We start from the raw sequence: 19,266 nt of genomic DNA on the forward strand, positions 1-19,266 counted from the left end.
TTCGTGTTCTCCGTCATTTCGTATTATTCGTTATCTAAGAGGCGAATCATATTGAGCCGTGCATAATAGGCAAGTTTCGCCTATTCAGCAAGGGGAAATCCTGTTAAAAAGCAAAACTAGCTTGTTATTTCAATGAGTTGTTTTTGATGAGCCTTTCCGCTTTGGCAGCTTGGCGAAACGCATTGGCAGGGTTGAGAACAGGGGAAAAGGACGATGTTTGGGGATTTAAGGTCATTGGTAACGTGCGCTTTTGCGCCACAATGATCATCATTTCGCCAAAATAATGGAGTTTCCCTTGCAAGGATAAGCATTGCTGATCAAGTAGATCGAAATTGAGCAGGCTTAGCCAATCCACAATCCTAGTGGCAAAATAAGGGTAAAACGGCAATTTATTTGTGCCAAAAGGCAAATGTTGTTTAAGGGAAAACAGGCTGAGCGGATTAAATAAGGAAAGAAATAAGATCCCGTCTTGATTGAGCGTGCGCGTAGTTTCGCGTAACACTTGGTGCGGATCAGCGGTGAAATGCAAGCCGTGTGCGAGTAAGCAGGCGGAGAAACATTCATCAATAAAAGGCAGTGCCGTGGCTTGAGCTTTCACAATATCAATATGGGGGCATTGTGAAAGTGCGGTCAAATTTTGCGGAATTTTTTCGCTCACAATAATTTGTTGATCGCAAGGATAATATGCCACTTCACCACTTAACGCGCCCAATTTGAGGCAATAATCTCCCGAAATTTGTGCAAAGTGCTTTGTTAAATATTGCTGAATTAGGCTACAATAGCGCGCACCTTGTGGCACCTGTTGCCAGCTTAGCGGTGTTTCTATTTGCGCATTGTTTAGAATATTCCACTTCATTTTTAATAAGGATCAATATGTTAGTACCCATTCCTGCCCTTGATGATAACTATATTTGGCTGTATGCACGAGAAAATTTACCTGTAATTGTGATCGACATCGCAGAAAGCGCGCCTTTGCTTGCTTATTTACAGCAACATCAGCTTGAAGTGGAAGCGGTGCTACTTACCCATAAGCATCAAGATCACGTTGGCGGCTTGGCAGAATTTAAACGGCATTATCCTAATGTCCCTGTGTTTGGCCCACAAGAAACCGCAGACTTGGGCGCAACGCAAATCATTAATGAAGGGGAAATTCGCACCACGCATTATCAAATCCAAGTGCTGCCCTCGGGCGGACACACGGAAAATCACGTGAGTTTTGTGGTGGACGGCCATTTATTTTGTGGTGATACCTTATTTTCCGGCGGCTGTGGCCGCGTGTTTACGGGGGATTACGCACAAATGTTTGATTCGCTCCAGCGGCTCAAAGCCTTGCTTGATAGCACTATTGTTTGCCCTGCGCACGAATATACCTTAAGCAATTTACAGTTTGCCGAGAAAGTGTTGCCAAAATCGGTATTTTTGACAGATTATGTAGCGAAAATTGCTGATCTACGCCAACAGCACCAGCCAAGTTTACCTACCACCTTAGGGCTAGAAAAACGAATCAATCCGTTCTTACAAGCAGAAAATTTGGCGCAATTTACCCAATGGCGACAATTAAAAGATCAGCAGTAAATTGAACAAAAATTTTGCTTTTCGCTACGAAAGGGCAATCCTATTTGCTCAATGGCAAATAATTGCTTAGAATGAGCAAGTTTTTATTTTCTTTCTTTTTATTTTGTGGGGGCTTGACCGAAAGTGCGGTCAAATTTCAATTAATTTATGACAATTCTTGTTTTAGGCATTAACCATAAAACCGCTTCTGTGGCATTGCGTGAAAAAGTGGCGTTTTCTGATGAGAAACGTCAGCAGGCGTTGCAACAAATTGAGCAAGCTGCTTTGGCAGACAGCGCTGTGATTTTGTCCACCTGCAACCGCACGGAAGTGTATTTTCATAATAAAGCCATTTCCCCACAAGATGATGCCCAATGGCAACGCCAATGTATTGACTGGCTGAGCGAAATTCATCAGCTTGATAAAGAAGAACTCAACCATAGTCTTTATGTCAAACAAAACCAGTTTGCTACGCAACATTTAATGCGTGTCGCGTGCGGATTGGATTCCCTTGTATTGGGTGAGCCACAAATTTTAGGGCAAGTGAAACAAGCTTATCAGTTGAGTGAAGATTATTATCAGCAACATCAAGGTGCGATTTCTGGCCAGCTTTCTCGCTTATTCCAAAAAACCTTTTCCACGGCAAAGCGTGTGCGCACGGAAACCAGTATCGGTGAAAATGCCGTGTCGGTGGCCTATACCGCCTGCACGCTCGCGCGTCAAATTTTTGATAGTTTACGTCAGCTGAATATTTTACTTGTTGGCGCGGGCGAAACCATCGAATTGGTAGCGCGCCATTTATTACGCCACGGCGTGAAAAGTTTAACCATTGCCAACCGAACCCTTGCTCGCGCTGAACAGTTAGTGGAAAAGCTAGGATCGGCACAGAAAATTCGTGTGGTAGGGCTAGATGATCTTCAAGCAGGCTTAGATCAGGCCGATATTGTGATCAGCTCAACAGGCAGCCCAAACACGCTAATCAGCCAAGCAATGGTGCAGCACGCACAGAAAAAGCGTTGTTATAATCCAATGCTAATTGTTGATATTGCCGTGCCGCGTGATGTAGAAGAAAGCGCAGGCGAAGTGGAAAGCGTTTATCATTACACCGTTGATGATTTGCAGAATATCATTCAGCGCAATCTCACCCAGCGTGAACAGGCTTCTGCCGAGGCAGAACAGATTATTGATGAAGAAAACCAAGCCTTTTTTGAATGGCTCAAGGTGCATCAATTTTCTAATTTAATTCGCCGTTATCGTGAAGAAGCGGAGCAAACCCGCCAAGAAATGCTAGAAAAAGCCTTGAGTGCCTTACAGCAAGGTGAAAGTGCGGAGCAAATTTTGCAAGAATTAAGCTACAAACTAATGAACAAATTGATCCACACCCCAACCCAAGCAATGCAAGCCATGGTGAAATCCGGCAACGCACAAGGCTTGCAAGCCTTTTCGCAAGAAATTCAAACCAAACCAGAATAAGGCGAAAAATCGCCTTATTTTACACCGCACTTTATTTTTCCTCATCTCCTAATCCGTCAAAACCACAACCATAGCCATTACTGTACCGGTCAGGATAAACCATAGGCTACGTTTTAGCATTTTCTTTGAACCTGGGATAAGCCATAGGGAGCTTATGCAGAAAAAGAGCAGAGAAATGCCGAAAAGGGTAGTGAGCCAAGAATAGGGATATTGCGAATTGCCTAAGTGTAGGCGATTTAGTTCAGCGAGCCAGCTTGGGTATTCCATTGCGTGATATTTTACTTCCCCCGTTTTGCTGTGATATTCCCCTTGCTTAAAATAAAGCACGTCATCTTTTTTCTCGCTAATCAATAAATTTTTTATGCGTAATTTCTGCCCAAGCTGTTGTTCAGTGAGTTGGGGGGAAATGGTTTTTTCGATATAGACTGAACGTTTGAAAATATTGGTATCTCGATAAATCAACACGATGCCAGTCAGGGCATAAATCGACATAATGACTAATAATAAAAATCCGAAATAGCGGTGCAAAATCCGCATCCATTTTGCTGTTGTTTTGTTCATTTGTATGTTGGTTGGAGGTTAAAGATGCGGTGATTATATAGAAATTTTCTCTATTGTGTAAATGAAAATAATTATTATTTGTTAAATTAATAATTATTATCAATAGAATAGGGGCTGTTGTTCAATAGATAAGGAGTTCTAATTTTATGAAACTAGCTTGCCCTCTAAATTTTCCTTTAAAAACGACCGCACTTTTAGTTATAAGTGTTTGTTCTAGCAAGATGTTATATGCGGAGGAAATTTCTTCATCAACAGAGTATATGGCAGTGTTACCAACGATTGATATTGTTACCACACAGGAAACAGCCAACACAAAGGACTATGTGGGGTATGAAGAAGCGCAAGCAACACGTAATCTTCTGGCAATTAAAGAAATGCCACAAACCATTGATGTGATTAACATTCAGAAAAATAAGAATTATGGCACTAATGATTTGAGTTCCATTTTAGAGGGGAATGCCGGCATTGATGCCACTTATGATATGCGTGGTGAGAATATTTATTTACGTGGTTTTCAGGCGGATGCCAATGATATTTATCGTGATGGGATTCGTGAAAGTGGTCAAGTTCGTCGTAGCACGGCAAATATTGAACGTGTTGAGATTTTAAAAGGCCCATCGTCAATTTTATACGGACGCAGTAATGGCGGTGGCGTGATTAATATGGTCAGTAAATTTGCTAATTTTACAACCAGCAGAAATATTGGCGTAACCTATGGTTCTTGGAATAGCCGCAGTGTAAATTTAGATGTGAACCAAAAAATTAACGAAAATGTTGCCGTTCGTTTAACTAGTGAGCTTTCTGCGGCAGAGGCTTATCGCTATGGGGTTAGAAATAAAGGGAGAATGTTTTCGCCAAGCATTAGCCTACAAAGTGATGATGGGCGGCTACAATGGGTTGGGCAATATACCTACGATTATCAATGGCGTATTCCAGATCGCAATCCAGCTAAATCTGTTTATGATGAAATGGGAATAGGTTATCGCAATAGTTTTTTCCGTGATGGGGACTATGTCGATGATAAATTGCAAGTTTGGCGTTCGGATCTCAAATATTTTATTAATGATCAGTGGTTGGTAAATTGGCAGCTGGCTTATCGTCAAGCAGATCAGGATTTTGATCATTATTTTGCAGGAACTTATTCTGCAACGGATAAAACGTTAAAGCAAAGCTATGCGTGGCAAAAAACACGAAATAAAACGTTCACCAATAATATTACCTTTAATGGTGAATTTGACACAGCTAGTCTTAAACATAAAGTCACCATTGGGCTGGATTATAGTCAGGAAGAACGCCACCCTATTTTGGCTGTTTTGCGTAATCAAGAAATTGATCCTTTTCTCAACCGACATCAATGGCCAGCTCGTCAGCACCCAAATGCGACGGTAAATAATCGCCATAAAGCGTATAGTACAGGTATTTTTGTACAGGATTTAATTTCATTAACCGATAACGTAAAAGTGCTATTAGGCGGGCGTTACGATTTTTATCGTTTTAACTCCACAAATATTAAGCAAGAACGCCGTGATACAAAAGGGCATTCCTTCAGCCCAAATGTGGGCGTTGTGTGGGAAGTTACACCAGAACATACGCTTTACGCCTCCTTTAACCGTAGTTTCTCACCTTATGGAGGGCGTGGCTATTTAGGGATTAGCACCGATCAAAAAGACGTGTTTAATGCCTCACCCGAATATAATCAACAATATGAAGTGGGCATTAAGAGCGATTGGTTTGACAAAACCTTAAGTACCACCTTATCTGCTTATCAATTAGAACGCCGTAATATTCGTTATCGTCCTAATAAAGATATTCTTGATGTTTGGGCGGTGCGTGGAAAAGATCAATCCAAAGGTGTGGAATTAAGCCTATTAGGGCAGCTTGCACCGAAATGGTATATCCGTTCTTCAGTAGGCTGGATGGTCGCAAAAATTAAGGAAGATAAACAAAATCCGCAAAATAACAACCGCACTTTAAATAATACGGGGAATTTCACGAGTAACCTGTTTGTGCGTTATGTACCAACAGAAAAACTCTATTTAGAAACAGGAGTAACCCATTTAGGAAAACGTTATTATTTTAATGGTAATCAACAGACAATTCTTCCAAGTTTTACGCGTGTTGATGCAATGGTGGGGTATAATCTTAATCCTGTTAATATCACTTTTGCGGTATCAAATTTATTTAATAAAACTTATTGGCGTTCCGATTCAATGCCGGGTAATCCGCGTTCCTTTAATTTACGTTTAACTTATACCTTTTAATTAATCAAATAAATGCGGTGTTTCAAGCACCGCATTATTTTTAGAGAATAATTGTTTTGTTTTTATAAACAAAGATCCGATCTTGTAAAGCGAGATCTAAGGCTTTGGTGAGAACGGTTTTTTCCACATCACGCCCTGCGCGCATCATTGCATCAGCACTGTATGTGTGATCCACATTAATTACGTTTTGCATAATAATTGGGCCTTGATCTAATTCATTATTAATGAAATGCGCAGTTGCACCAATAATTTTTACCCCACGTTCATAAGCCTGATGATAAGGTCTTGCGCCAATAAACGCAGGCAAGAAAGAGTGGTGGATATTAATCACACGGTTTGGATAGCGCGCAACAAATTCAGGGTTTAACACACGCATATATTTCGCTAACACAATATAATCTGGCGCATATTGATCGATTTTTTCTGCTAATAATTTATCGTGTTCAACGCGGGTTAATCCTTCGTGGCTAATACAATGAAACGGAATGTCAAAACGTTCCACTAAATTTCTTAAGGTATCGTGATTACCAATGACGGCAGCAATTTCAACATCTAAGCCACCGTAGTAGTTTTTCATTAAAATATCACCCAAGCAATGGGCTTCTTTGGTGACTAAAATAACGATGCGTTTTTTCTTCACGCTAATTAATTGGTTATTGGTGCCAACTGGCAAGCTAAAATTGAGATCCGCAAGCAGGGTTTCATCATTAAAAATCCCTTCTAATTCGGTGCGCATAAAGAAATGTTTTGTTTCGAAATCAACAAATTCATTATTATGAATAATGTTAAGTTGGTGTTTATAACAAATGTTGGTAATTTTGGCGATTAGGCCTTTATCATCGGGACAATTTGTTAGTAAAATTTTCTTTTCTAGCATAATGTTGTGTAATAGTTATGATTTTATAAAAAAGAGAAATAAAAAAGTAAAGCACAGAATGCTTTACTTTTTATCGTAAGAAATTAAATTTCGAAATCAGATAATGATTTACCTGCATTTAATGCACGTTGAATTGGAAGTGGGGTTCTGCCTTGGCCTGTCCAGGTTTTTACGTTGCCATTGTCATCAGTGAATTGATATTTCGCTGGGCGAGCAGGGCGTTTTTGACGTGGTGCTTTTGGTGCTGCAGTTTGCTCTGAAATTAAATCTTCAGGTGTAATTCCTTTTTCTTTTAAGAAATTATGCACTTCAGCAAGGGATTTTAATCTTTCTGCTTCTTGTTGTGCAGCTTGTGCCACTTCTTCACGTTTTTCTTCAAGTACAGTTTTTACTTTTTCTAAGATTTCTTCTAAATGTTCTACATCTAGATTTTTTGCTACAGCGCGTAAACTACGAATATTTCTTAATGATCTTAATAAATCACTCATTTTAAATCTCCCAAAGTATGATATTAAATTAATAAGGTCGTGGCTATAATAACGAAAATATTATTCAAGGTAAATAGCAAATGTTATTTAATGTTTCATTCTTTTTATTTCCTTTATAAAAGTGCGGTATTATTTTGCTAAGTTTTTTACATAAATTTCATTTTCGTATAACGCAATCCTTTGCGTGCGGTGAGATGATGTTTAGATAAAAAGTTATCGCTTTTTTATGGATAATGCTTGCATTTTTCCTTGCTTATTGTAATCTTTGCGAGATCCTACTTATGTAGAGGAGCGACTATTATAAGTATTTTTTCTGAGTGGATAACGATGAGGAAAAAGGAAAGGAATCGTTGCCGAAATCAATTAAAAGTCGTTTTAATTGGTTGGGAGCGTTTTCGAAAGAAACGTTACTGTCATAGTCTTTTTAACAACTATGGAGCGCTACTGGTTAGGTTGGGTAATTGTGCCTGCCTTTTTATTTTAAATTTTCACCCTTCTTTAAAATAGTAAACTTCAGTGGTTCTCCCTTATTCTTAGGTAGAACAATAATGGAACTCTTAGATTATTCCACATCAATTTGGTCGGTTGTCCCGCCCCTGTTAGCCTTATTATTGGCGATTTTCACGCGTAAAGTGATTTTATCCTTAAGCATTGGTATTTTAATTGGCTCATTAATGTTGGCTGATTTCAGCATTGCCAACACGGCGATTTATTTAAAGAATACCGTGCAATCTTTAGTATATGGTGATGACGGTTGGAACTTTGATACCATCAACATCATTTTATTTTTATTATTATTGGGAATTTTGACCGCACTTTTAACTGTATCTGGCAGCAATCGTGCCTTTGCGGAATGGGCGCAAAAGCGTATTAAAAATCGCCGTGGCGCGAAATTAATGGCAGCTTCTTTGGTCTTTGTTACCTTTATTGACGATTATTTCCACAGTCTTGCGGTGGGTGCGATTGCCCGCCCTGTTACGGATAAATTCAACGTTTCTCGTGCAAAATTAGCCTATATTTTGGATTCCACTGCCGCGCCAATGTGTGTGATTATGCCTGTTTCAAGCTGGGGCGCGTACATTATCACCTTAATTTCAGGCTTGCTTGCTACTTACGCCATTACGGATTACACCCCAATTGGGGCATTTATGGCAATGAGTGCGATGAACTTCTACGCGATTTTCTCTATTTTAATGGTGTTCTTCGTGGCGTATTTCTCTTTTGACATTGGTTCAATGGCAAGACACGAAAAACTTGCTCTTGAAAGGGCAGAAGAAGATCAAGATGAGCAAAACGGCGTGAAAGGCCACGTTCGCAACTTGATTTTACCTATCGTTACCTTAATTGGCGCAACGGTATTTATGATGTTGCACACAGGTAATGAAGCCCTCGCTGCGGACGGCAAACCTTTCTCTGTATTAGGCGCATTTGAAAACACTACGGTAGGGATTTCTTTAGTGGTGGGTGGCTGTGCTTCAATCGTTGTGGCAACCCTTTGTATTTTAATTGATCGTCAAGTGAGTTTTGCAGAATACGCCAAATCTTGGATCGTTGGCGTGAAATCAATGCTTGGTGCGATTTTGATTTTATTCTTCGCTTGGACAATCAACAATGTTGTGGGCGATATGAAAACAGGGACTTATTTATCTAGCCTTGTTTCTGGTAATTTACCTGTGGCAGTGTTGCCTGCGTTATTGTTCGTATTAGGTGCAGTAATGGCGTTCTCAACAGGAACAAGCTGGGGAACATTCGGCATTATGTTGCCAATCGCTGCAGCCATTGCCGCCAATGCCGCACCAGAATTAATGTTGCCTTGTCTTTCAGCCGTAATGGCAGGGGCGGTATGTGGCGACCACTGTTCACCAGTTTCCGATACCACCATTTTGTCTTCCACTGGGGCGAAATGTAATCATATGGATCACGTTACCACCCAGTTACCTTATGCCTTAACCTTAGCCGCTGCAACCATTGTGGGCTATCTTGTGGTCGGTTACACCGCATCAGGCGTGTTTGGCTTTATTGCTACAGCAATCACCTTGATTGCACTCATTTTCTTATTTAAAAGACGATAAAATGTGATCTTGATCACAAAATTAGAAATAAAATTTTATTTCGTCTATTTTATAAAATGCGGCAGATTGTCGCATTTTTTTATTTTTAGCTGAATTTTATTTTATAAAATATCGAATTTACAGAGTTTTTAGAAATTTATTCTGAAAAATCACCGCTCTTTTCACTCAAATCTTGCTAGACAAGCCATTCTCAATCCGTTACAAATAATCATCGTTAATGAAAAAACAGAAGTGCGGTGCAAATTCCGCAAATTTTTGCGAGGTAACAATGAAAAAATTATCAGGTGCGGAAATGGTTGTGCAATCCTTGCGTGATCAGGGCGTAAAATTTGTATTTGGCTACCCCGGTGGCTCGGTGTTGGATATTTATGATGCTATCCACACATTAGGCGGCATTGAGCATATTTTGGTGCGCCACGAGCAAGCGGCAGTGCATATGGCTGACGGCTATGCACGTTCCACAGGGGAAGTGGGCTGTGTGTTAGTTACATCGGGCCCCGGGGCAACCAATGCCATTACAGGGATTGCTACTGCGTATATGGATTCTGTGCCTTTGGTGGTGATTTCTGGGCAAGTAATGTCTGGCTTGATCGGTAGTGATGCGTTCCAAGAATGCGATATGGTGGGGATCTCTCGCCCTGTGGTGAAACACAGCTTTTTGGTAAAACGGGCAGAAGATTTGCCTGAAGTGATCAAAAAGGCGTTTTATATTGCCTCCACAGGTCGCCCGGGGCCAGTGGTGATTGATTTGCCGAAAGATGTGCTAAACCCGGCTAATAAATATACTTATACCTATCCGCAAGAAATCAGCTTGCGTTCTTATAATCCGACAGTGCAAGGGCATAAAGGGCAGATCAAAAAAGCGTTGAAAGCCTTATTGGTGGCGAAAAAGCCCGTGCTTTTCATTGGTGGTGGGGCGATCACGGCAAATTGTAGTGAACAAATTCACCAATTTGCGAAACAATTAAATCTACCTGTTACCTCTTCCTTAATGGGGCTAGGTGCATTTCCAAGTACGGATAAACAGTTCTTAGGAATGCTAGGAATGCACGGCACATACGAAGCGAATAACGCAATGCACCACAGTGATTTGATCTTTGCTATTGGCGTGCGTTTTGATGATCGCACCACCAATAATTTGGCAAAATATTGCCCGAATGCCAAGGTAGTGCATATTGATATTGATCCAACGTCCATTTCTAAAAATGTGCCAGCGGCGATCCCGATTGTGGGCAGTGCAGAAAATGTGTTAAATGAAATGTTAGCTTTATTAGAAGAAGATAACTTAGCCAAATCTCAAGCAGATCTGAGTGATTGGTGGAAACAAATTGATGAATGGAAAGCGGTGAAATGCTTGGATTTTGATGGCAATAGTGGCGTGATTAAACCCCAGCAAGTGATCGAAACGGTTTACCGTTTAACCAAAGGTCAGGCTTATGTGGCATCTGATGTGGGACAGCATCAAATGTTTGCGGCGTTGCATTATCCTTTTGATCAGCCTCGCCATTGGATTAACTCAGGCGGGCTTGGCACAATGGGTTTTGGCTTGCCAGCAGCATTAGGCGTGAAACTGGCTCACCCAGAGGCAACGGTGGTGTGTGTAACAGGGGACGGCAGTATTCAAATGAATATTCAAGAACTTTCTACCGCACAACAATACGGCATTCCTGTAGTGATCATTAGCCTTAATAACCGTTTCTTAGGAATGGTGAAACAATGGCAGGATTTAATTTATTCAGGGCGTCATTCGCACTCGTATATGGATTCACTGCCTGATTTTGTGAAATTAGCCGAATCTTATGGACACGTTGGCATTCAAATTGATCACCCTGAAGAATTGGAAGAAAAGCTGGCACAGGCTTTTGCTATTAAAGATAAATTAGTGTTTGTTGATATTAAAGTGGATGAAACCGAACACGTTTATCCAATGCAAGTGCGTGGCGGTGCGATGAATGAAATGATTTTAACTAAACCGGAGAAAGCCTAATGCGTAGAATTTTATCAGTGTTATTAGAAAATGAATCGGGGGCGTTATCCCGCGTAGTGGGCTTATTCTCTCAACGTGCCTTTAATATTGAAAGCCTCACTGTTGCGCCCACCGATGATCCCACGCTTTCGCGTATGACTATCGAAGCTTACGGCGATGAGCAAGTGCTAGAGCAAATTGAAAAGCAACTACATAAGCTAGTGGACGTGTTTAAAGTAATAAGCCTAAGCGATTGTGAACACGTTGAACGTGAAGTGATGTTGGTGAAAGTGCGTGCACAAGGCAGCTCCCGTGATGAGTTAAAACTCTTGGCGGAAATCTTTCGCGGACAAATCGTGGACGTTACCACCAAATCCTACACCATTCAATTAGTGGGAACAAAAGACAAACTTGATGCTTTTGTAAAAGCATTAAAAGAAGAAAGTTCGCTGATTGAAATTGTCCGTTCAGGCTTGATCAGCCTTTCGCGTGGCGAGAAAAATTGTTTGTAGGAATAGAGTAGAAAAGCCGTAAAAAATAAAGTGCGGTGGTTTTTTCCGCACTTTTTTAATCAATATTATTTATCCATTATTAACAATTCAATCCCGTGCTTTCTGCCACTTGCTCAACCACTTGGCGCAGGGCTTTGGCACATTGGTGAAGTTGTTCTAGCTCATCGGCAGGCAGTTTGTATTTCAAAATACGTTCTACGCCTTTGCTACTGATGACCATTGGCACGTTCACCACCACATCGTTTAAGCCGTATTCGCCATTGAGCATTGTGCCAACGGGCAAGACCGAATATTCATTAATGCTAATGGCGCGAATAATGCGGAACACGCTCGCCGCAATGGCGTGATTGGTGTTGAGTTTTAAGCTGAACACTTCTAAACCAATGGCTTTGGTGGCTTTGAGTAGCTCTTGTGGATCGAGCATCGGCACATCATTTTGCTGGCAAAAATCATCGATTTTTTGCCCTGCGATATTGACGATACTCCAAGGAATAAAACTATTTGCGCCGTGTTCGCCCATCACATAACCAAACACGTTTTTCGGATCGATTTTTACTTTATCGGCAATAATTTTCATCATTCGCGCCGTATCCACCACACAACCTGCGCTAATCACACGGTGAGCGGGGAAGTTCGTATTGCGAATAATGAAGTGGGTGAGAATATCACAAGGATTGGTGACCACAATGATAATCGCATTGGGTGTATAACGTTCTAATTGACGGGCAATATCCACGGTGATTTTCGCATTGATATGACCGATTTCTAAGCGATCTTGCCCCACTTTAATTTGTGCGCCAGCGGTGATCACCACCACATCGCTATCACGAGTATCTTCATATTCACCGGAAATAACTTTGGTGTTTTTGGCGAAGGTTAATGCGCTAGTATGGCTGAAATCTAACTGTTCACCACGAGTGCGTTCTTTGTTGAGATCCACCAAGACCACTTCTTGGCATTCACCCATAGTCAGAAGATAATTACAAATGCCCACGCCCACAGCGCCAGCACCGATAATGGATACTTTCATTGTGTTTTCCTGTATTTGTTATAAGTTAAGTTGTTTTCAAAAGGGCGTTAATCTTACTTTATCTGTTTCCCTTGCTCAACGCCTGAATAGAAAGTGCGGTGTTATTTTGGCGAATTTTTTGCTATTTCGCTCAAAAAATTAACACATGTCCGCACCGTTGGCGCAAGCCCGCGATTTTTATAATAAATGGCATATAAAGGCACGCTTTCCACTTGCCAATCGGGTAATAATTTTTGCCAATGAGGTTGAATTAAGCCTGAAAGCTCAGGTAACAGGGCAATGCCATAGCTATCTTCAACAAGCTGCGCCAACACTGAAGCATCATTGGCTTGTAAGGCTTTTTTCCCTTGGATTAATTCCCGTTGATTGCCCTGCTTGAAAAGCCAATTTTTTCCATCACTTTTATGTAGCAAGCGGTGGTTTTTCAGTTCTTGTGGCGTGTATGGCGTGCCATTTGCCTTTAAATAATGAGGTGAAGCGTAAACCCCAGAATCAATATCTAATAAATGTTTGGCAACCACATCATCAAGATCAAGCTCACCAATGCGTAAGGCAATATCCACGCCTTCTTGCAATAAATTCGCGCGGCGGTTTTCCATTGTAATATTCAGCTCAACATCAGGGTGTTGCTGTAAATAGTGCGATAAATGTGGTGTGAGCCAATAACGCAAAATTTCACTGGAAACGGAAATACGCAGTAACCCACGGGGCGTGGCTAAACAATCTGCCACAGAATTCACCGCACTTTCTGCCGCTTCCACCGCAATTAAGGCGTGTTGATAAAAATGTTCACCCAGATCATTTAGCCGCACCCCATTGCGATTACGATCGAGCAGTTTGCTACCCAGCTGATTTTCTAATTTTGTCAAACGGCGGCTTAAGCGAGATTTCGGCACGTTCAGCTGTTCCGCCGCGTGGGTTAGGCTACCAGATTGGATCACGGTAACAAAAAAACGCATATCATTGAGATCGATTTGTTGCATAAATAGAACCTTTTGTTTCAAATTTGACTATTGTTCACTATATGGAACAAGTATAAACTACGCCACAAGAAATAAGCAAACAGATTAATAATGGAGGAGAAAGAAAATGCGTATTTTGGAATTAGATAGAATTAACGAATTAGCTCGCAAAGCAAAAGTTACCGCACTTTCTGAAGCTGAATTAAATGAGCGTAGCGCGTTACGTCAGCGTTATTTAGCGGCAATCCGTGGACAATTAACCAATATTTTATCTACCGTAAGTGTGGTTGATCCAGACGGCAATGATGTTACCCCAACGAAATTGCGTGAAGCACAACGCAGTGGAATGCAAGTTGCCACTTATTAATGAACTAACCGCCCTGAATATTCAGGGCATCACAAAAAACAGAATTGATCAAATTTAGGAGAAAAATTATGCGTACAGTAAATCGAGTATATCAAGCACCACAACAACATTGGGTGGGCGATGGCTTTTATGTATCACCTTTATTTTCACATAGCCAAAAAGATAAAGTAACTAGCCCATTTTTAATGCTAGATTACGCAATGCCAATGGAGTTTAAACCTCATAACGGCGCGCCAAGAGGCGTAGGCGCACATCCACACGCAGGATTTGAAACCGTCACAATCGCGTTACAAGGTGAAGTAGAACACCGTGATAGCGATGGTAACGGCGGCGTAATTGGCTCAGGCGATGTACAATGGATGACCGCAGGAAATGGGATCGTTCACCAAGAGTTCCATAGCGAAAACTTCAGCCGTACAGGCGGAATGTTTGAAATGCTACAACTTTGGGTAAACTTGCCAGCGAAAGACAAAAACGCCCCAGCGGGTTATCAAAGCATTAAAGCGGCAGATATTCCAACTTATCACTTTGCGGATAATGCAGGAACAGCACGCATTATTGCAGGTGAACTGGACGGCGTAAAAGGCCCAGCTCGTACCTTTACTGAGTTAAATATGTGGGAAATGGATATTAAAGCCAACCATAGCGTAACCATTAACGTGCCAGAAACCCACCATTTAATGTTGGTGGCATTACGCGGATCTGCCGTGATTAACGACAGCAACCGTGCGAACCCAACAGAATTGGTGATTTTCAACCACGAAAGCGGCGAAGTTAAAATCACCGCAGGTGATGAAAACGTGAAAATGGTGCTACTCAGCGGCGTGCCAATTGATGAGCCAATTGCAGCCTACGGCCCGTTCGTCATGAACACCCGCGAAGAATTAATCGAAAAATTCAACGCGTTTAACAAAGGTGAGTTTGGTGATATTCATTAATCATCAATAACTAACCAAATAACTAACCAAGTGCAGTGGTTTTTAGGAAAATTTTCTCTAAAACCACCGCACTTTTTTATTTTGATTAATAATGAATTTGATTGTGAAGTTAACAAAATTTCTTTATGATGTGTTACAAAGTAACACGAATAAAGGAAATAGAAAGGGAATATGATGCAAGGCAGATTAAGACAACAAGGTGGGGCGATTATTTTAACCGTGCCAAATTCTATTGCCCTTCAAATGGGTTGGCAAGCAGGTAATGTGTTGAATATTGAAACGAAAAATGAAACGGTCGTGCTAAGTTCGGCTAAGCGTCAGCCTAAGGGACGAAAAAATCTTGCTCAGCTATTAGAAGGCATTGATAGCCAAGAAATTGCAGCGTTAAACGCTGATGTTGCTGAAGTGATGGAAAGCCCTGCACAAGGTAAAGAAGTATGGTAATGCGCGTGCCAAAAAAAGGGGAGATTTGGTATGTAGATCCTGATCCAACATCAGAGCGAGAACTACGCAATCCCCATTATTTTATTGTGATTTCTGAACAGGTATTGAATCAGGCATTGGGCGTAGCAATTTGTTGTCCTATTTCCAGTGGTGGAAATGCGGCACGTTCGCAAAGTGTTACCGTTGCATTAGACGGGGCTAGCATAAAATCAGGAAAGGTAACTGGCGTTATTCTTTGTCATCAAATACGATCGCTTGATTTGAACGCTCGCAATGCAAAATTTGCTACTGTGGCAGAATCTTATTTGGTAGATGAAGTGGTGATGAAATTAGTGGATCTTATTGATCCACAGTAAAATGATTGATATAAAAAGTGCGGTGGTTTTTAGGAAAATTTTCTCTAAAACTACCGCACTTTTTTATTTTAACGTCAAAACTTTCACTTCATCATTTACGCGAATAATCCCCGTATTCAATGGAATTAAATTAATGCCGAAAAGTGGTGCGCCTTGTTCATTGCGGTTGAGTTTTTTCAGCGTGCGGAAAGGTTCCATTTTCGGATCGGTTTGGTTGGTGGTAGGGTTGCGAGTGGTGAGAACGCAGCGTTCGCAGGGTTTGCTGTGTAAGAATTTGACTTCACCAATTTGAATTTCAGCCCATTGCTGTTCTTCAAAGGGGGCGATGCCGTCAATAATTAGATTTGGGCGAAATTGCAGCGGTGAAATTGGGCTTGGGCAAGCTTGCTGTACTGCGTTAAAAGACGCTTCAGTGATGAGCAAAAGTGGGTAGCCATCGGCAAAAGAAAGCGGTTGGTCGGAGTAGCGTTTAATTTTGCGTTGCGTGTGTTCGCCTGTCCAGCGCAATTGCACGGCACGGCCTATTTTCTCGCTAAACCAGTGATTAATGTCTTGCGGTGCAAGCAATGAGTTAAATTCATTCCCCCACACTTCGCAGGCTTGGCTTTGCTGAAAATCCGTATATTGAACTTGAATGGCTGAACCGTCTTTATGTTGAATATATAAACCAAGCGGTGTTGGTAAGGCGTAAAAATGATACAGTTCCGCATCTTTGCGTGCGGTGATAAAGGTGCCGTCTAATTCTGTGAGCATAAACGTGCGATCAAAATTTAGCCCTTGCGGTTGAACCACGGCTTGCGCCACTTCATAGCTTTGCGTAGATTTGATTGGGTATAAGTAAATATGCTGTAATTTCATCGCTTAATCCTGATAAAGTTGGTTGTAAAGGGCATTTTCAAAACGCACTAAGGGCGCGCGTTTGGTTTTGTTTTCCAGATCGCCCGTGGAATAGCCGTTGATAAATTGTACGAAGGCAATAGGGTCGCCTTTCGCATTTTTCATAAAGCCCGCGAGGTTATAAACCCCTTTTAATGCGCCTGTTTTTGCAGAAATGTTTTGCGCTAAAGGGGGATTGGTCATCGAACCCCGTCCGCTTAATGTGCCATCTACCCCCGCAATAGGAAAGCTGTCTAATAAATGCAGTTGCGTTTCGTGATTGGCAATATATTCAAGGGCTTGCAACATTATATTGGCAGAAATTGAGTTGTGGCGTGAAAGCCCTGACCCATCGGCGATAACGCTATTATCGAATTTTATTCCTGCTTGAGATTGCAAAATTTGGCGCATTGCTTTTGCGGAAAGTTGAAAGGACGCAGGGCGCTTGTAATAGTGATAACCAATGGTGCGAAAGAGGGCATCGGCAATTTGGTTATCGGATTTTTTCATCATTTTTTTGATCAAATCTGGCAGCGGTTTAGACAAATGCTGTGCTAAAAACTGCCCTTTTTGTGCCGTGCGCGGCTGTTGGATTTTACCATTAAATGCAATGCCAAGGCGGTTTAATTGACGTTGAATAATGGCTGCAGCATAAGCATTGGGATCTTGCACAGCAAAACTGAGCGCAAAAGGTTTACTTTGACGAGCAAGACAGCCTTTAATTTGATAGCGATTGTTGTCGTGCAACACGGCATCAAGTTGGCAATAAGGCGCTTCTTCTTTGCTTGCCACACGCACTTGACCGAACACTTGCACAGGATATTGCGCTGGCACATTGAATTTCACCAATTCACCCGTAGGCAAATTGGCATCAAGATCCACATAAAAACAGTTGTGATTGATATTCACCGCCGCAGGGGGTGAATTAAAGCACATTGACAAATCATTCCAAATCCAACCTAAGCCACGGTCGTGTCCAGTAAATACGGAAGTATCTAAAATAAGATCACCTGTAATGCGCTGAATGCCTTGTTGTTTTAATTGGGCTAGTAGATGATACAGTTGATCACTGGTTAAATCTGGATCACCTGTGAAGACAATGACTAAGTTACCGCGTAACTCACCATTTTGAATATCACCTTGACGTAGCAGAGTTGTTTTAAAATAAAATTCATCGCCAAGGCTGAGTTTAGCGGCGAGTGCGGTAAATACTTTCTGCGTACTTGCAGGAAGCATAAAGGTTTGTGGATTAAGTGCGGTGAGAATTTCTTGCGTTTTTAAGTTTTTCGCCACAAAAGAAAGGCTCGTTCCCCCAGGAAGCTGCGTGCTAAGTTGTGCCACGTCCACTTCAGCAGCACTATATGGCGTGTGCAAAGCAAAGGCAATGCCTAATGCGAAAGGCAGTAATTTTGATGATAATTTGTACATAAATAATCGCTATGGTTGCTATTTTTTTTTAGAAACACAATAATAGTGCTGGATACTGCGAGAGTAAAATTATTTCTTGCATAAAATGGTGTAATAATGCGGTTTACATCAGAATGATTTTTTGAGCTACGACAAAGCTGAATAATGAAAACATATTGCTTTGTTGCGGTTTTATTTTTGACTAAAAAAGGAACAAGGATTAACAATGCAACAAATTCCAATGACGGTACGCGGTGCAGCGCAATTAAGAGAAGAGTTAGAGTTTTTAAAGAATGTTCGCCGTCCAGAAATTATTAAAGCTATTGCGGAAGCGCGTGAACACGGTGATTTGAAAGAGAATGCGGAATATCACGCGGCGCGTGAACAGCAAGGTTTTTGCGAAGGGCGTATTCAAGAAATTGAAGGGAAATTAGCCAACAGCCAAATCATTGATGTAACTAAAATGCCAAATAACGGTAAAGTGATCTTTGGTGCAACCGTAGTGCTGGTGAATGTGAATACGGACGAAGAAGTTACCTACCAAATCGTGGGCGATGATGAAGCGGATATTAAACAAGGCTTAATTTCGGTAAATTCACCCATTGCTCGTGGCTTGATCGGTAAAGAAGTGGATGATAGTGTCACCATCGCCACCCCTGGGGGAACGGTTGAGTTCGATATTATTGAGGTGGAATATAAATAAAAAAATAGGGCGTTTTAATACGCCCCATTTTACTTATTTTTTAGGTAAGGAAATTTTATGCTCTTCGCTTGGTCGATAAAGCACAAGGATATGACCGATAGTTTGCACTGCTGCGGCTTGCGTTTCTCTCACAATCGCATCAATAATCAGCTGTTTGGTTTCGCGATCGGCGCCAGCAATTTTCACTTTAATTAATTCGTGATGATTGAGGGCGTTGTCGATTTCAGCAATAACCCCTTCGGTTAAGCCATTTCCACCTAGCATAACGACAGGGCTTAAATGGTGTGCAAGCCCTTTTAAAAATTGTTTTTGTTTTGTTGATAACTGCATTAATTTAATCCTATGTTTATAAAGTGCGGTGGTTTTTTATGGAGAAATTCCGAATACCACCTTGAACTGGGAAATTTTAACCTCATATT

Annotated in this window: 20 protein-coding genes and 1 riboswitch; of the genes, 11 read left to right on the forward strand and 9 right to left on the reverse strand. The window is 41.3% G+C overall.

The features are described 5' to 3' along the window. Positions 1-124: 124 nt before the first annotated feature. The gene (locus tag ELZ61_RS06350) at positions 125-856 is read right to left on the reverse strand and encodes a class I SAM-dependent methyltransferase (protein WP_126372249.1); all 732 of its coding nucleotides are present in this window, start codon (positions 854-856) and stop codon (positions 125-127) included. Positions 857-873: 17 nt separating this feature from the next. Here ELZ61_RS06350 and gloB point away from each other — a divergent pair, with 17 nt between their 5' ends. Beyond that, positions 874-1,575 (forward strand): hydroxyacylglutathione hydrolase, encoded by a 702-nt coding sequence (gene gloB, locus ELZ61_RS06355; RefSeq protein ID WP_126372251.1) that lies wholly within the window; start codon positions 874-876, stop codon positions 1,573-1,575. 147 nt (positions 1,576-1,722) lie between these two features. After that, the gene (gene hemA / locus ELZ61_RS06360) at positions 1,723-3,027 is read left to right on the forward strand and encodes a glutamyl-tRNA reductase (RefSeq protein ID WP_126372253.1); all 1,305 of its coding nucleotides are present in this window, start codon (positions 1,723-1,725) and stop codon (positions 3,025-3,027) included. 48 nt (positions 3,028-3,075) lie between these two features. Here hemA and ELZ61_RS06365 read toward each other — a convergent pair whose 3' ends face one another. Further along, on the reverse strand, positions 3,076-3,588 hold the full coding sequence (locus ELZ61_RS06365; protein ID WP_126372255.1) for a PepSY-associated TM helix domain-containing protein: 513 nt from the start codon (positions 3,586-3,588) through the stop codon (positions 3,076-3,078). 221 nt (positions 3,589-3,809) lie between these two features. Between ELZ61_RS06365 and ELZ61_RS06370 the strand changes: the two genes are divergently transcribed. Beyond that, complete coding sequence (locus tag ELZ61_RS06370; protein ID WP_126372257.1) at positions 3,810-5,849, forward strand: TonB-dependent receptor; 2,040 nt, start codon at positions 3,810-3,812, stop codon at positions 5,847-5,849. 40 nt (positions 5,850-5,889) lie between these two features. On the opposite strand, the gene purU is transcribed toward ELZ61_RS06370, so the two are convergent. After that, complete coding sequence (purU, locus tag ELZ61_RS06375; protein WP_126372259.1) at positions 5,890-6,726, reverse strand: formyltetrahydrofolate deformylase; 837 nt, start codon at positions 6,724-6,726, stop codon at positions 5,890-5,892. A gap of 83 nt (positions 6,727-6,809) precedes the next feature. Then, on the reverse strand, positions 6,810-7,214 hold the full coding sequence (locus ELZ61_RS06380) for an H-NS family histone-like protein (RefSeq protein ID WP_126372261.1): 405 nt from the start codon (positions 7,212-7,214) through the stop codon (positions 6,810-6,812). 276 nt (positions 7,215-7,490) lie between these two features. Continuing rightward, a riboswitch (Lysine riboswitch) is annotated at positions 7,491-7,666 on the forward strand. 96 nt (positions 7,667-7,762) lie between these two features. Here ELZ61_RS06380 and ELZ61_RS06385 point away from each other — a divergent pair. The 3 genes from ELZ61_RS06385 to ilvN all read left to right on the forward strand — a co-directional run bounded on the left by ELZ61_RS06385 (position 7,763) and on the right by ilvN (position 11,764). Further along, a complete protein-coding gene (locus tag ELZ61_RS06385; RefSeq protein ID WP_126372263.1) occupies positions 7,763-9,286 on the forward strand; it encodes a Na+/H+ antiporter NhaC family protein in 1,524 nt (507 codons plus the stop codon). A gap of 268 nt (positions 9,287-9,554) precedes the next feature. Beyond that, the gene (locus tag ELZ61_RS06390; protein WP_126372265.1) at positions 9,555-11,273 is read left to right on the forward strand and encodes an acetolactate synthase 3 large subunit; all 1,719 of its coding nucleotides are present in this window, start codon (positions 9,555-9,557) and stop codon (positions 11,271-11,273) included. Further along, positions 11,273-11,764, forward strand: a complete 492-nt coding sequence (ilvN, locus tag ELZ61_RS06395; RefSeq protein WP_126372267.1) for an acetolactate synthase small subunit — start codon at positions 11,273-11,275, stop codon at positions 11,762-11,764. Before ELZ61_RS06390 ends, ilvN begins: the two co-directional genes overlap by 1 nt. A 79-nt stretch (positions 11,765-11,843) precedes the next feature. Here ilvN and ELZ61_RS06400 read toward each other — a convergent pair whose 3' ends face one another. Together ELZ61_RS06400 and ELZ61_RS06405 are read right to left on the reverse strand one after the other, a co-directional pair. Further along, positions 11,844-12,794 carry a lactate/malate family dehydrogenase gene (locus ELZ61_RS06400; RefSeq protein WP_126372269.1) on the reverse strand — a complete coding sequence of 317 codons (951 nt, stop codon included), beginning with the start codon at positions 12,792-12,794 and terminating at the stop codon, positions 11,844-11,846. Positions 12,795-12,895: 101 nt separating this feature from the next. Continuing rightward, positions 12,896-13,777, reverse strand: coding sequence for a LysR family transcriptional regulator (locus ELZ61_RS06405; RefSeq protein WP_126372271.1), 882 nt, complete (start codon positions 13,775-13,777; stop codon positions 12,896-12,898). Between the two features lie 106 nt (positions 13,778-13,883). Between ELZ61_RS06405 and ELZ61_RS06410 the strand changes: the two genes are divergently transcribed. The 4 genes from ELZ61_RS06410 (at position 13,884) to ELZ61_RS06425 (ending at position 15,861) form a co-directional block, all read left to right on the forward strand. Beyond that, positions 13,884-14,123 (forward strand): DUF896 domain-containing protein, encoded by a 240-nt coding sequence (locus ELZ61_RS06410; RefSeq protein WP_103855086.1) that lies wholly within the window; start codon positions 13,884-13,886, stop codon positions 14,121-14,123. Between the two features lie 68 nt (positions 14,124-14,191). Beyond that, positions 14,192-15,061 (forward strand): pirin family protein, encoded by an 870-nt coding sequence (locus tag ELZ61_RS06415; protein WP_126372273.1) that lies wholly within the window; start codon positions 14,192-14,194, stop codon positions 15,059-15,061. 171 nt (positions 15,062-15,232) lie between these two features. Continuing rightward, complete coding sequence (locus tag ELZ61_RS06420; protein ID WP_241969663.1) at positions 15,233-15,505, forward strand: AbrB/MazE/SpoVT family DNA-binding domain-containing protein; 273 nt, start codon at positions 15,233-15,235, stop codon at positions 15,503-15,505. Beyond that, positions 15,499-15,861: a type II toxin-antitoxin system PemK/MazF family toxin gene (locus tag ELZ61_RS06425; protein WP_126372275.1), complete on the forward strand. Its 363-nt coding sequence runs from the start codon at positions 15,499-15,501 to the stop codon at positions 15,859-15,861. Before ELZ61_RS06420 ends, ELZ61_RS06425 begins: the two co-directional genes overlap by 7 nt. A gap of 63 nt (positions 15,862-15,924) precedes the next feature. Here the strand turns inward: ELZ61_RS06425 and ELZ61_RS06430 are convergent, their stop codons facing one another. Together ELZ61_RS06430 and dacB are read right to left on the reverse strand one after the other, a co-directional pair. Further along, entirely contained in the window at positions 15,925-16,719 is a 795-nt protein-coding gene (locus ELZ61_RS06430) for an MOSC domain-containing protein (RefSeq protein ID WP_126372277.1), read from the reverse strand. A gap of 3 nt (positions 16,720-16,722) precedes the next feature. Further along, positions 16,723-18,165: a serine-type D-Ala-D-Ala carboxypeptidase gene (gene dacB, locus ELZ61_RS06435; RefSeq protein WP_126372279.1), complete on the reverse strand. Its 1,443-nt coding sequence runs from the start codon at positions 18,163-18,165 to the stop codon at positions 16,723-16,725. A gap of 205 nt (positions 18,166-18,370) precedes the next feature. On the opposite strand from dacB, the gene greA reads away from it, so the two are divergent. Further along, positions 18,371-18,847, forward strand: coding sequence for a transcription elongation factor GreA (gene greA, locus ELZ61_RS06440; protein ID WP_103852936.1), 477 nt, complete (start codon positions 18,371-18,373; stop codon positions 18,845-18,847). Positions 18,848-18,880: 33 nt separating this feature from the next. On the opposite strand, the gene yhbY is transcribed toward greA, so the two are convergent. Next, positions 18,881-19,177, reverse strand: coding sequence for a ribosome assembly RNA-binding protein YhbY (gene yhbY, locus ELZ61_RS06445; RefSeq protein WP_103852935.1), 297 nt, complete (start codon positions 19,175-19,177; stop codon positions 18,881-18,883). Positions 19,178-19,266 lie beyond the last annotated feature (89 nt).

The organism is Avibacterium volantium (assembly GCF_900635775.1).
Lineage (GTDB): Bacteria > Pseudomonadota > Gammaproteobacteria > Enterobacterales > Pasteurellaceae > Avibacterium > Avibacterium volantium.